Below are 13,519 nucleotides of genomic sequence, written 5' to 3'. Positions count from 1 at the left end.
ACAGGGCTTTACTGGTAACGCTCCGTCGCGCCCGGGTGCGCTCCTACGGTGTTTGCGGCGGCCCTTATTCCGGGTCGTAATCCAGGTTCGATGCCAGCCAGCGCTCGGCCACTGCCAAGGTGATGCCCTTGCGCCTGGCGTAGTCGGCCACCTGTTCCTTGCCCAGGCGCCCGACCACGAAGTACTGGCTCCTGGGATGGCTGAAGTAATAGCCGGAAACCGCTGCGGTGGGCAGCATCGCGAAACTTTCGGTGAGCGTGATCGAGGCGTGGCGCTCGGCATCGAGCAGGTCGAACAGGGTGCGCTTTTCGCTATGCTCGGGGCAGGCGGGATACCCCGGTGCCGGGCGAATGCCGCGATAGCGTTCGGCGATCAGTGCCTCGTTGTCCAGCGTCTCATCCTCCACATAGCCCCAGAACTCGGTACGCACGCGTTGATGCAGGCGCTCGGCCAGCGCTTCGGCCAGGCGGTCGGCCAGGGCCTTGAGCAAGATCGCGTTGTAGTCGTCGTGCGCGGCTTCAAAGCGCGCCACATGCGGGTCGATCCCGATGCCGGCGGTGACCGCAAACGCGCCGATCCAGTCCTGCTTGCCGCTGCTTCTGGGCGCGATGAAATCTGCCAGGCAGAAGTCGGGGCGGTCGATGGGTTTGTCGACCTGCTGGCGTAAGAAGTGCAGGGAATGGGGAATGGAGAATCGGGAATGGTCCGGCGCCGAAGGATCGCCTTGCGATTCCCGATTCCCGATTCCCGATTCCGCAGGATCGGTCAGCACAACGACATCATCGCCGACGGCATTGGCCGGCCATAGCCCGAACACGGCCTTGGCGGTCAGCCATTTTTCCGCGACGATGGTGCGCAGCATCTTGCGTGCGTCGCGGTACAACTCGCTGGCCTGGCTGCCGACCACCGCGTCGCTGAGGATCGCCGGAAACTTGCCCGCCAGCTCCCAGGCCTGGAAGAACGGGGTCCAGTCGATCAGCTCGATCAACTCCTGCAGCGGGTAATCGTCGAACACGTGCAGGCCGGGCTGGCGCGGGGCGGGCGGTGTGTAGCTGTCCCAGTCGCCATCGAAACGCTGTGCGCGTGCCTTTTCCAGCGGCACCAGGCGCTTGGCGTCGCCGCGATTGCGATGGCGCGCGCGGATCTCCGCGTAGTCGGCATCGTTGGCGGCGACAAAGGCCTGGCGCAGGTCGCGCGAGATCAGCGATTGCGCAACGCCCACCGCACGCGAGGCGTCCTTCACCCACACGGTGGGCGCAGTGTAATGCGGGTCGATCTTCAATGCGGTGTGTGCGCGCGAGGTGGTGGCGCCACCGATCAACAGCGGAATCTCGAAACCTTGTCGCTGCATCTCGCGCGCGACGTGCGACATCTCTTCCAGCGACGGCGTGATCAGGCCGGACAGGCCGATCAGGTCGGCATTCTCCGCACGCGCCCGGTCCAGGATCACCTGCGCCGACACCATCACGCCCAGGTCCACCACATCGAAGTTGTTGCAGGCCAACACCACGCCGACGATGTTCTTGCCGATGTCGTGTACATCGCCCTTGACGGTGGCCATGATGATCTTGCCGTTGGACTTGCCGACATCGCCGGTACGCAGTTTTTCCGCTTCGATGAACGGCAGCAGATATGCCACTGCCTTCTTCATCACGCGCGCGGACTTGACCACCTGCGGCAGGAACATCTTGCCGGCGCCGAACAGGTCGCCGACCACGTTCATGCCGTCCATCAGCGGCCCTTCGATCACATCCAGCGGGCGCGTGGATTGCTGGCGCGCTTGCTCGGTATCGGTTTCCACGAATGCGTCGATGCCATGCACCAGCGCATGCGCCAGCCGTGCGCGCACCGGCTTCTCGCGCCAGGCCAGATCCTCGACTTTCGCCGCGCCCTTGCTGCCCTTGTAGCGTTCGGCGATGTCCAGCAGCCGCTCGGTGCCGTCCTTGCGCCGGTTGAGGATCACATCCTCCACGCGTTCGCGCAGTTCCGGGTCCAGTTCGTCGTAGATCGGCATGCCGCCGGCGTTGACGATGCCCATGTCCATGCCGGCCTTGATCGCATGGAACAGGAACACCGAGTGGATCGCCTGGCGCACCATCTCGTTGCCGCGGAACGAGAACGACACGTTGGAAACGCCGCCGGAAATATGGCAATGCGGCAATGTGCGCTTGATCTGGCGGGTGGCTTCGATGAAGTCCACCGCGTAGTTGTCGTGCTCCTCGATGCCGGTGGCCACGGCAAAGACGTTCGGGTCGAAGATGATGTCTTCCGGCGGGAAGCCCACCTGCTCGGTCAGCACCTTGTAGGCGCGGGTGCAGATCTCGACCTTGCGCGCGCAGGTGTCGGCCTGGCCCACTTCATCGAAGGCCATCACCACCGCGGCGGCGCCGTAGCGCAGCACCTTACGTGCCTGTTCGATGAACTGCGCTTCGCCCTCCTTGAGCGAGATCGAATTGACCACGCTCTTGCCTTGCAGGCACTTCAGGCCGGCTTCGATCACGCTCCACTTGGACGAATCCACCATCACCGGAATGCGCGCGATGTCAGGTTCGGACATGATCAGGTTGAGGAAGCGCGTCATCGCCTTTTCCGAATCGATCAGGCCCTCGTCCATGTTGACGTCGAGGATCTGCGCGCCGTTGGCGACCTGCTGGCGCGCCACTTCCACTGCTTCTTCGTAGCGCTCCTCCTTGATCAGCTTGCGGAACTGCGCGCTGCCGGTGACGTTGGTGCGCTCGCCCACGTTGACGAACAACAGGTCCGGCGTGATGACCAGCGGTTCCAGGCCGGACAGGCGGGTGTAGCGGGGAGTGCTCATGCGAGGCTCTGCTGGACGTTGACGGCGGCGCGATTGGTGTTGGTGCGTGGGTGTTCTTCGCGGCCTGGCCGTGGGGTGCGAGACACTGCGGCCCTCATCCGGCGCTGCGCGCCACCTTCTCCCGCGGGCGGGAGAAGGGTGCTGTGCTGCGCACGGGGCGTCTTCGTGGCAAGCCAGGCCATGCGCCGTCCTCCTCCCGCGGGCGGGAGAAGGGTGATGTGCTGCGAACGGAGTGTCTTCATTGCAAGCCAAGCCATGCGCCGTCCTCCTCCCGGGGGCGGGAGAAGGGCGCTGTGCTGCGCACGGAGCATCTCGGTGGCAAGCCAAGTCATGCACTGCCCTTCTCCCGCTCGCGGGAGAAGGTGCCCGAAGGGCGGATGAGGGTGTGCCTGCCGCATCACGCGGCCAGCTCCTGCGCGCCAGGCAACTGCCGCGGCGGCAGGTCGGCCACTGCCTCGGCGATGGCGCGGATGTGATCCGGCGAGGTGCCGCAGCAGCCGCCGACCAGGTTGAGCAGGCCGGCCTGCGCGAACTCGCGCAAGGTCTGCGCCATTTCTTCCGGGGTTTCGTCGTATTCGCCGAAGGCATTCGGCAGGCCGGCATTGGGATGCGCGCTGACATAGGCGTCGGCGATCTGCGACAAGGTTTCCACATGCGGGCGCAGATCCTTGGCGCCCAGCGCGCAGTTCAGGCCCACCGACAGCGGCTTGCCGTGCGCGACCGAGGCATAGAACGCTTCGGCCGTCTGCCCGGACAGGGTGCGTCCGGATGCGTCGGTGATGGTGCCGGAGATCATCACCGGCAGGCGCCCGCCGCGCGTTTCGAACACTTCCTCGATCGCATACAACGCGGCCTTGGCGTTGAGCGTGTCGAAGATGGTTTCCACCATCAATGTGTCGGCACCGCCGTCGATCAGGCCGTCGATGGCCTCGCGATAGGTGTCGCGCAATGCGTCGAAGCTGGTGTTGCGATAGCCGGGGTCGTTGACGTCCGGGCTGATCGAGGCGGTGCGGCTGGTGGGGCCGAGCACGCCGATCACGAAGCGCGGCTTGTGCGGGGTCAGCGCCTCGACCTCGTCGCAGCACGCGCGCGCGACCTGCGCGCCGGCCTTGTTCAATTCGTAGACCAGATGTTCCAGGTGGTAGTCGGCCTGGCTCACCGAGGTGGCGTTGAAGGTGTTGGTTTCCAGCAGGTCGGCCCCGGCGTCCAGATAGGCGCGGTGGATCCCGGCGATGATCTCCGGGCGCGACAGCAACAGCAGGTCGTTGTTGCCTTTCAGGTCGTGGCCTTGCGGCACGTGTGCGTGATCGCAGCCCGGGCCATGCACGTGTACCTGCGTGCTGTCGTACCCGTCGGCAAAGCGGGTGCCGCGATAGTCTGGCTCCTGCAGCCCGTGACGCTGGATCATGGTGCCCATTGCGCCATCGATGATGAGGATGCGTTCGGCAAGCGCGGCTGTGAGTTTGGCGGCGCGCTCGGGATGCAGCCAGGGCAGTGCAAACGGGATTGGAGGTTGGGGATTGGATACATGCGTCATGATCCAGCTCTCCGCAAAGCAGCGCCTTTGCTTTCAACCAATCCCGATTCCCGATTCCCGATTCCCGGCTTCACCGCAATCAACGAAATCACCTCGAAATGCGGCGGGCGCTTCTCGCGCGTCACCGTCTCCAGGCTGGACACGTCCAGCCCGGCTTTCTCGGCGAACTTGCGCAGTTCCTTGGCCGCAAAGCCGAGATTGACGTGGCCATAGGCATGCACCGCGGCGCGATGTTCGTGCTTGGCCAGGCTGCACAGCAGCAGCCGGCCGCCGGGGCGCAGCACGCGCGCGGATTCGGCCACCGCCTGCGCGGGCTTGGCTGCGTAGGTGAGCGCATGCATCAGCACCACCAGGTCGAAGCTGGCATCAGGAAACGGCAGCGCATGCATGTCGCCTTCGCGCACTTCCACATTGCGCAGCTTGCGCAGGCGCTCGCTGGCGGCGGCGACCACGCGCGCGCTGGTGTCGATGCAGATGTAACGGGTGGCATGCGGTGCCACCAGCTCGGCCAGCACGCCGTCGCCGGAGGCGATGTCGAGCACGTCGCCGGTTTCCAGCAAGGGCAGGGCGGTGCGCGCCAGCGCTTCCCAGGTGCGACCGGGGGAATAATGCCGCTCCATGTCGCCGGCCACCGAATCGGCCCAGTTCTGGTCGGCGGCGCGGTTGGCCAGCACCGCGGCCACCCGCTCGGCGTCCTGGCGCAGCAGCGGATCGTCGCTGCCGGTGCTCAGCGCCAGCCACAGGGCGCGCTGCGCCGGGTCCAGCGACACCTCATCGAAACGGTAATAGGCCGACACGCCGGCGCGGCGGTCGCGCACCAGCCCGGCTTCCTTGAGCTTGGCCAGATGCGTGGACACGCGCGGCTGCGCCAGGCGGGTGATCGCCGACAGCTCGGCCACGGTGAGTTCTTCCTGCTCCAGCAAGGTCAGCAGGCGGACGCGGGTGGCGTCGGCAAATACCTTCAGGCGCGCCGACCAGTCTTCCAGATCCATGAATATCTCTATATCGCGATATGGAGATATTTTCGACCGGGCAGGGTGTGGGGTCAACTACATACGCATGCGAATGGTTGGAGCTACAATGGGCGCTCAGCCTAGGCCTGGAGGGGTGCCACATGGATTTCAGCTTTACCGAAGAACAATTGATGATCCAGGATGTGGCGCGCCGCATCGCCCAGGAAAAGATCGCGCCCAGCGCGGAACAGTTCGATCGCAGCGGCGAGTTTCCGCTGGAGAACATCCGCCTGCTCGGCGAGAACGGCCTGATGGGCATCGAGGTGCCGGCCGAGTACGGTGGCGCCGGCATGGACCCGATCAGCTACGCACTGGCGATGATCGAGATCGCCGCTGCCGACGGCGCGCATTCCACCATCGTGTCGGTCAACAACTCGCTGTTCTGCACCGGTATCCTGAAGAACGGCAGCGAGGCGCAGAAACAGCTGTACGTGCGCGCGATTGCCGAAGGTGCGCAGATCGGCGCATTCGCGTTGACCGAGCCGCAGTCCGGCTCGGATGCCTCGGCCATGCGGTGCCGCGCGGTCAAGCAGGCCGATGGCAGCTTCGTGATCAACGGCAAGAAGAGCTGGATCACCTCCGGCCCGGTCGCCAAGTACATCGTGTTGTTTGCGGTGACCGAGCCGGACAAGGGCGCGCGCGGCATCACCGCCTTCATGGTCGATGCCGATCGCGCCGGTTTCCATCGCGGCAAGACCGAGCCCAAGCTCGGCATTCGCGCCTCGGCCACCTGCGAGATCGAGTTCGCCGATTACATCGCCCAGCCCGATGAAGTGCTGGGCGTGGAGGGCGAGGGCTTCAAGACCGCGATGAGCGTGCTCGATGCCGGGCGCATCGGCATCGCCTCGCAGGCGGTCGGCATCGCGCGTGCGGCGTACGAGGCGACCTTGGCCTACGTCAAGGAGCGCAAGGCGTTCGGCGCGGCCATCGGTACCTTCCAGATGACCCAGGCCAAGATCGCCGATATGAAGTGCAAGCTGGACGCAGCGTTGCTGCTGACGCTGCGCGCGGCCTGGTTGAAGGGGCAGGGCCAGAAGTTCGGCACCGAAGCGGCCGTGGCCAAGCTCACCGCCTCGGAAGCGGCGATGTGGATCACCCATCAGGCGGTACAGATCCACGGCGGCATGGGCTATTCCAAGGAAATGCCGCTGGAGCGTTACTTCCGCGACGCCAAGATCACCGAAATCTACGAGGGCACCTCGGAAATCCAGCGCCTGGTAATTGCGCGTGGTGAGACCGGCCTGCGCTGAGGTCGGCCGCGCTCCAGCGCTGCCGCATGGCGCGGCAACGCTGGAGCGTTCTCCGTGACGCCAAGATCACCGAAATCTACGAAGGCACCTCGGAAATCCAGCGCCTGGTGATCGCGCGCGGCGAGACCGGCCTGCGCTGAGTAACTAGTTCGGCAGCGCGCCGCCGGGTGCCGATTCCATTGGCCCGAGGTGCGCAGCGCTCGATCCGGTGCCTTGATGGAGGCGATTGCTTCCCACTGCCAGGTAGGAGCGCGCTTGCGCGCGATGAAGCGTTATCGATGACGCCACATCGCGCGCAAGCGCGCTCCTACGCAAGCATGAGCGATCCGGCATCACAGATGCGCCGTATCAGTGGCCTGGCGCCGACACACCACAAGCACGTCGCAGCCTGACATGGCGGGTGGCTGCGTCCACGCTTGTGGTGCGCGGCGCGCGCGGATCACAATCGTGGCTTCTCCAGCCTCTGGTGCGCGCATGCTCCGGTCTTTGCACGCTGTATTTCCTCGTCTTTCGCTGTCTGCCATCGCGCCGGTGCTGGTGTGTTGTGGCCTGTTGCTAGTCTGCGCCGCGGCAAGCGCACAGACGCCGCCACCTTCGATCGTGCCCACCGACCGCCTGCAGGAGGCGTGGTGGGCGCAGCGGCATGCGCAGGTGCTGGAGCAGGTGCGCAAGCACCCTGACACCCCGCTGCTGTTGATCGGCGATTCGATCACCCAGAACTACGAAAAGGCCAAGGCGCCTGACGAAGATTTCCAGCCGACCTGGCAGACCTTCTACGGCAGCCGTGGCGCGCTCAACCTGGGCTTCAGCGGTGACGGCACCGAGAACGTGCTGTGGCGGCTGGCCAATGGCGAGGTCGACGGTCTGCAACCCAAGGTCGCGCTGGTGTTGATCGGTACCAACAACACCGGCCATCTCGGCCAGACCGCAGAGCAGGCCCAGCTCGGCATCGATGCGGTGGTCGCGGCGATCGAGCAGAAATTGCCGCGCACGCAGATCCTGTTGGTGGGCGTGCTGCCCAGCGACATCTCCGGCGAGAAGTCGCGCCGCGATGCGCAGATCAACCAGGGCCTGGCGGTGCGCTACGGCGACAATCCGCGCGTGACCTATCTGGATGTGGGGTCGATCTTCCGGCGCGATGGCAAGCTGCGCAGCGAGCTGTTCTACGACACCCGCTTCCGTCCGCCGGCCGGTGCCCTGCATCCGGACACGCAAGGTCAACGCATGCTGGCCGAGGCGATCGAACCGACCCTGGCGCGCCTGCTCGGCGAGCCGCCGGTCAAGCCGGTTGCGCAGCTGGGCCGCGACTTTGCGACCTCGCTGATTCCGGTCGACCGGCTGGAGCAGGATTCCTACGACTGGTATGCGCGTCACCATGCGGCGCTGGCTGAAGCGCGCGCGCTTACGCCCGAGGTGGTGATGATCGGCGATTCGATCACGCATTTCTGGGCGGGCCCGCCGCTGGCCACGCGTGTCAGCGGGCCCGAGTCCTGGCGCTGGTTGTACGGCCGGCGCCCGGTGCTGAATCTGGGCTTCGGTTGGGATCGCACCCAGAACGTGCTGTGGCGGATCCGCCAGGGCGAGCTCGACGGCCTGGACCCGCGCTGGGTGGTGCTGCATATCGGTACCAACAACCTCACCGGCACCGCGCAGGCGCGCGCGGCCACGCCGGCCGAGACCGCACAGGGCGTGGAGGCGGTGGTGAGCGAGGTGCGTCGTCGTTTGCCCAGGAGCCAGCTGATCCTGATGGCGATCATGCCGCGCGGTCGCCATGCCGGGGATGCGCAGCGCGCACCCATCGCCGAGACCAACCGGCTGCTGGCCGCGCGTTACGGCAAGGATCCGTCGGTGCGTCTGCTCGATATCGGCCCTCGGATGCTGCAGCCGGACGGAACCTTGCCCGAGGCGCTGATGCCCGACGGCACCCATCCCAGTGAGACCGGGTACGCGATCTGGGCGACGGCGCTGCGCGAGGCGGGTATTACGGCGGCGCCATAACGGCCCTCCGCTGCAGAGGAAGGGCGGGGCAGTGGCGTCTAAAGGGCGCTGCTGTCGCGCGGAAGGCTTGCCGGTTGCGCCGTTCCCGCGCTACGGCGTGAGCGAATCAAGCTTCGGTCGCCGATCGACAGCGTGTTCCCGCCGGCGGGTAACGCGGGCGCAGGGCCCCGACCACAACTTTCCAGACCCCAGAAACCAGAAGACCCCCGATTGCTCGGAGGTCTTTTTAAACTGGTGCCCAGAAGAGGACTCGAACCTCCACGAAGTTGCCCCCGCTAGCACCTGAAGCTAGTGCGTCTACCAATTCCGCCACCTGGGCAGGTGAGCCGCGAATTTTGCAGACTCCCGGCAGGCTTGTCAATGCCTGGCACGCAGCAATTGCGACCGACCGGGCAAGGCGTGCTGCCCATGTCGCGGCCGCAAGGGGTACCATGTAAGCAATGACAAAGAAAAACACCCCAGATTCCGATCGGCCCAGTCGCCGCAAGTCCACCAGCCCGGGCGATGCCACCACCGCCGAAAAACAGAAGTTGCCGGGCTGGATGCCGGACTTCCTGGTCCGCGCCGCCGCCGGCGCGTCGACCAAGTCCGCGAACAAACGCGCTGCCGACAAGGCCGCCAACGCCTCGCCCGAGCTGCCGGTAGCGCCCGCGCTGCCCATGCCGCCGGCACCACGCGCACCGCATCCGCGCAAGAGCGGTCCGCCGGCGCCGCCGCCGGAACGCTTCCAACAGGCGCCGACCGAAGCGCCCGCACCAGCGGCCGGGTTCAAGGACCCGCATGCCGATCGCGAAGCACTGCGCTACGCCGAGCCGATCGCCAGCCGCGAGGCCATCCTGCAGCTGCTCGATGCCTGCGACGGCCCGCAGACCGCCGAGGAAATCGCCGAACAACTCAACCTCAGCGACCGCATCGACGCGCTGGGCAAGCGCCTGGCGGCGATGGTGCGCGAAGCGCAGCTGGTGCAGAACCGCCGCGGCGGCTACGCGCCGGTGCAGCAGACCAGCCTGATTGCAGGTGTGGTGATCGCCAACCCGGAAGGCTTCGGCTTCCTCAAGCCGGACGAAGGTGGGGACGACCTGTTCCTGCCGCCGTACGAAATGCGCAAGGTCATGCACGGCGATCGTGCGCTGGCCAATGTCACCGGCATCGACCGCCGCGGCCGTCGCGAAGGTGCGATTGCCCGCGTGCTCGAACGCCGCATGTCACGCATGCTCGGGCGCTTTTTCTACGAGCATGGCGTGGCCTATGTCGACCCGGACGACAAGCGCGTGCAACGCAACGTGCAGATCGCACCGGACGGCATCGGCGAGGCGCGCGAGGGGCAACTGGTGGTGTGCGAACTGATCGCGCCGCCGGACGCCCGGCGCCCGGCGATCGGCAAGATCATCGCCGTGCTCGGCGACAAGCTGACGCCGTCGCTGGTGGTGGAGATGGCCATCCATGGCCATGAGCTGCCGCACGAATTCCCGCAGGAAGTGCTGGACGAAGCCGCGGCGGTGCCGTTGGTGGTCGAGCCGCAGATGATCGGCGGGCGTGTGGATCTGCGGCAGATGCCGCTGGTCACCATCGATGGCGAGGACGCCAAGGATTTCGACGACGCGGTGTATTGCGAGCCCAATGCCGACGGCTTCCGTCTGGTGGTGGCGATCGCCGACGTGTCCAACTATGTGCGTCCCGGCACGCCACTGGACGATGAGGCGCAAAAGCGCGCCACCTCGGTGTACTTCCCGGGTTTCGTGGTGCCGATGCTGCCGGAGACGCTGTCCAACGGCATCTGCTCGCTGATGCCCAAGGTCGACCGCATGTGCTTCGTCTGCGACATGCAGGTCGGTCGCGACGGCGAAGTCACCGGCTCGCGTTTCTACGAAGCGGTGATGAACTCGCATGCGCGCCTGACCTATAACCAGGTCTGGAAGGCGGTCGGTGAAGACGATGCCGATACCAAGGCCTTCATCGGCCCGTTGCTGCCGCAGGTGCAGCGCCTGCATCAGCTGTACAACGTGCTGTCGAAGGCGCGCACGCAGCGCGGCGCGATCGAGTTCGAAACTTCCGAAGTGCGCTTTGTGCTCGACAATACCGGCGAGGTCACCCAGGCCGGCATGCTGGTGCGCAACGACGCGCACAAGCTGATCGAAGAATGCATGATCGCCGCCAACGTCGAAGCCGCGCGTTACCTGCTGAGCATGCATGTGCCGGCGCCGTACCGCGTGCATGAGCGGCCGCCGGAGAGCAAGTACGAAGATCTGCTGGAGTTCCTCAAGGAATTCCAGCTGAGCCTGCCGGCATGGAGCAAGGTGCGTCCCGGCGACTACACCAAGTTGCTGAAGAAGGTGCGTGCGCGCCCCGATGCGGCGCTGCTGGAGTCGGTGCTGCTGCGCAGCCAGAGCCTGGCGGTGTATTCGCCCGACAACAACGGTCATTTCGGTCTGGCGCTGGAGGCGTATGCGCACTTCACTTCGCCGATCCGCCGGTATCCGGACCTGTTGGTGCACCGCGCGATCAAGCACGCGTTGACCGGCGCCAGCCCGGAAAAGTACATCTACACCCCGCGTCAGATGGCAGCGTTGTCGCTGCAGTGTTCCGAGCGTGGCCGGCGTGCCGACGAAGCCGAACGCGAAGTCGACGAGCGTTATCGCGCCGCGTGGATGGAAAAGCATGTCGGCGGCCAGTTCGACGGCGTGATCAGTGGCGTGACCGGATTCGGCCTGTTCGTGGAATTGAACGAATCCAAGGTCAACGGCCTGGTGCATGTCACCCAGTTGCCGCAGGACTATTACCAGTTCGATCCGATCCGCAAGACGCTCAGTGGCGAGCGCCGCGGCCGCGCATTCCGCCTGGGCGACCCGGTGCGGGTGTTGGTGCTCAAGGCCAGCATGGAAGAACGCAAGATCGACTTCCGCCTGGCCGAGGACCGTGGCGATTCGCCCGAACCGCCGCTGCCGCCGCGCGATCAGCCGGCCAAGCGCAGGAAGAAGCAGCACTAGCACGGTGACACCATCGCGAGCCGTCGCCTGGCGGCCGCTCGCGATGCGTAGCGATCGCTGGCCACGCGTGCAGGGTGTTGCGTGTAACAAGCGCGCAAAACGCACGGGTCACCCGTCTTCAACGGCGCAGAGGCAACGATGGACACAGCAATCGGGTACAGCGGTGGTTGCCAATGCGGTGCGGTGCGTTTCCACGTGCGCGGCCGGTTGTCGGACGCCTCGATCTGCCACTGCCGCATGTGCCAGAAGGCCTTCGGTGCGTATTACGCGCCGCTGGTGTCGGTGCGTGGCGCCGAGTTCGCCTGGACACGCGGCGAGCCCAGGCGCTTTGCGTCTTCGTCGCTGGTGCAGCGTGGATTCTGTGCCGACTGCGGAACGCCGCTGACCTACGAGGCGCCCGACGGCCTGGCCATTGCCGCCGGCAGCTTCGATACGCCCGCGTTGCTGCCGCCGGTGATCCAGTACGGGGTCGAGGGCAAACTGCCGTTTGTCGACACATTGGGCGCGTTGCCGGCCCATCGCACCGAGGACGACCCGCAGGCGCCTGCGTTTCTGGCTGCACTGGTGTCGCGCCAGCATCCGGATCACGATACCGACCGCTGGCCTGCGTGACCCTGGCAGCCGCATCGGCGTTTGTCGAGCTGGCGCGTTGAACTGCGCGTCGCGGCGACGGCCACTTCCGTTGCGCCCGCGGTTGGCACGTGGTGCTCGTAGCGAGGGTCCGGCCGTGACGTGGCAGGCCGCAGGCCCTACCATTCTCCCTTTATCGCTTCGTATTCCCGCGCAATGAGCAAGCAGAATCAGTGGATCGTCGGCGTCAACGCCGTCGCCTCGTCCGTCGAGAACGACGCCGACAACGTGCGCGAGGTATTGATCGAGGCCGGCAGCAAGAATCCGCGCCTGATCGAGATCGAGGAGCAGGCCCGCCGCAAGGGTATCGACGTGCGCCGTGTCAACACCCAGGCACTCGATGGCGTCGGCGGCCAGGTGCGCCACCAGGGCGTGGTCGCGCGTTATGCGGCAGCGCGCCTGTGGGCCGAGAACGAGCTCGAGGCGCTGGTGACCGCCGCCGAGGGACGTGCGCTGCTGCTGATCCTCGACGGCGTGCAGGACCCGCACAATCTTGGTGCATGCCTGCGCAGCGCTGCCGCCGCCGGCGTCACGGCGGTGGTCATTCCCAAGGACAAGTCGGCCACGGTCAACGCAACCGTGCGCAAGACCTCGGCCGGTGCGGCCGACCGCATTCCGGTGGTGGCGGTGACCAATCTGGCGCGTTGCCTGCGCGACCTGCAAAAGCAGGGCGTGTGGCTGTACGGCCTGGCCGGCGAAGCCGAGGCCTCGCTGTACAGCGTGGACCTGCGCGGCAATGTCGGGCTGGTGCTCGGTGGCGAGGCCGATGGCCTGCGGCGCCTCACCCGCGAGCACTGCGACGGCCTGGTCAAGATTCCGATGCCGGGCGATATCGAAAGCCTCAACGTGTCGGTGGCGGCCGGCGTGACCTTGTTCGAAGCCGTGCGCCAGCGCCTGGGCGCCTGAAGCGGCGACCGAAACGACTGCGCTCACCGCTAGGTGGGCGCGGAAGCGGCCGATGCCCTGACTCGGCATGCGCCAACGTGCACTGCGCTTGCTGCGCGTCGTCCGCATCCGGCTGGCGACTGTTCGCCCTGTGTTGCAAACCACTTTGAATTGCACGTGCGTGCCAATGGCGAACCGCGCAGGTCGATCGGCATGGCGAGATCGCGCGTGCGGCGCGGCGCGATCCGCGCACTCACGCAGCAGCCGATCTGCGCAAACCATGGCGCCGGTGCACTTGCCGCTGCAGTGCCGGGCGCGCAGGTAGCGCGCTGCAGATGATTTTCGTCCAGGCATGTGGAGATCCACCGGCGCGCGTGCCCGTTTTTGCCTACCATATCGCC

The 13,519-nt window shown here is 66.1% G+C and carries 9 protein-coding genes, 1 tRNA gene and 1 other RNA gene; 7 read left to right on the top strand and 4 right to left on the bottom strand.

Annotation, left to right across the window (positions count from 1 at the left end; translation table 11 throughout):
• Positions 1-64 precede the first annotated feature (64 nt).
• The 3 genes from metH to EO141_RS02355 all read right to left on the bottom strand — a co-directional run bounded on the left by metH (position 65) and on the right by EO141_RS02355 (position 5,347).
• Entirely contained in the window at positions 65-3,154 is a 3,090-nt protein-coding gene (gene metH, locus EO141_RS02365; RefSeq protein ID WP_256359908.1) for a methionine synthase, read from the bottom strand.
• Positions 3,155-3,215: 61 nt separating this feature from the next.
• Complete coding sequence (locus tag EO141_RS02360) at positions 3,216-4,355, bottom strand: homocysteine S-methyltransferase family protein (RefSeq protein ID WP_127168446.1); 1,140 nt, start codon at positions 4,353-4,355, stop codon at positions 3,216-3,218.
• Complete coding sequence (locus tag EO141_RS02355) at positions 4,352-5,347, bottom strand: metalloregulator ArsR/SmtB family transcription factor (protein ID WP_164739027.1); 996 nt, start codon at positions 5,345-5,347, stop codon at positions 4,352-4,354. The genes EO141_RS02360 and EO141_RS02355 overlap by 4 nt, the downstream gene beginning before the upstream one ends.
• Before the next feature lie 122 nt (positions 5,348-5,469).
• Here EO141_RS02355 and EO141_RS02350 point away from each other — a divergent pair, with 122 nt between their 5' ends.
• The 3 genes from EO141_RS02350 to EO141_RS02335 all read left to right on the top strand — a co-directional run bounded on the left by EO141_RS02350 (position 5,470) and on the right by EO141_RS02335 (position 8,616).
• On the top strand, positions 5,470-6,618 hold the full coding sequence (locus EO141_RS02350; protein ID WP_119129088.1) for an acyl-CoA dehydrogenase family protein: 1,149 nt from the start codon (positions 5,470-5,472) through the stop codon (positions 6,616-6,618).
• 26 nt (positions 6,619-6,644) lie between these two features.
• Positions 6,645-6,758 (top strand): acyl-CoA dehydrogenase family protein, encoded by a 114-nt coding sequence (locus EO141_RS21820; RefSeq protein WP_126941743.1) that lies wholly within the window; start codon positions 6,645-6,647, stop codon positions 6,756-6,758.
• Positions 6,759-7,092: 334 nt separating this feature from the next.
• The gene (locus tag EO141_RS02335) at positions 7,093-8,616 is read left to right on the top strand and encodes a platelet-activating factor acetylhydrolase IB subunit (RefSeq protein ID WP_164739026.1); all 1,524 of its coding nucleotides are present in this window, start codon (positions 7,093-7,095) and stop codon (positions 8,614-8,616) included.
• A 232-nt stretch (positions 8,617-8,848) separates the two neighbouring features.
• Here EO141_RS02335 and EO141_RS02330 read toward each other — a convergent pair.
• Positions 8,849-8,935: transfer RNA gene (locus EO141_RS02330), tRNA-Leu, on the bottom strand.
• A gap of 121 nt (positions 8,936-9,056) precedes the next feature.
• Here EO141_RS02330 and rnr point away from each other — a divergent pair.
• The 4 genes from rnr (at position 9,057) to EO141_RS02310 (ending at position 13,281) form a co-directional block, all read left to right on the top strand.
• On the top strand, positions 9,057-11,603 hold the full coding sequence (gene rnr, locus EO141_RS02325) for a ribonuclease R (protein ID WP_127168443.1): 2,547 nt from the start codon (positions 9,057-9,059) through the stop codon (positions 11,601-11,603).
• A 138-nt stretch (positions 11,604-11,741) separates the two neighbouring features.
• On the top strand, positions 11,742-12,215 hold the full coding sequence (locus EO141_RS02320; RefSeq protein WP_126941751.1) for a GFA family protein: 474 nt from the start codon (positions 11,742-11,744) through the stop codon (positions 12,213-12,215).
• Between the two features lie 174 nt (positions 12,216-12,389).
• The gene (gene rlmB / locus EO141_RS02315) at positions 12,390-13,139 is read left to right on the top strand and encodes a 23S rRNA (guanosine(2251)-2'-O)-methyltransferase RlmB (RefSeq protein WP_104532424.1); all 750 of its coding nucleotides are present in this window, start codon (positions 12,390-12,392) and stop codon (positions 13,137-13,139) included.
• A gap of 67 nt (positions 13,140-13,206) precedes the next feature.
• Positions 13,207-13,281: non-coding RNA, sX9 sRNA (locus EO141_RS02310), on the top strand.
• Positions 13,282-13,519: the final 238 nt, after the last annotated feature.

Source organism: Xanthomonas sp. BRIP62415 (assembly GCF_003993515.1).
Lineage (GTDB): Bacteria > Pseudomonadota > Gammaproteobacteria > Xanthomonadales > Xanthomonadaceae > Xanthomonas > Xanthomonas euroxanthea.
This window is presented reverse-complemented; position numbering and strand designations above follow the sequence as displayed.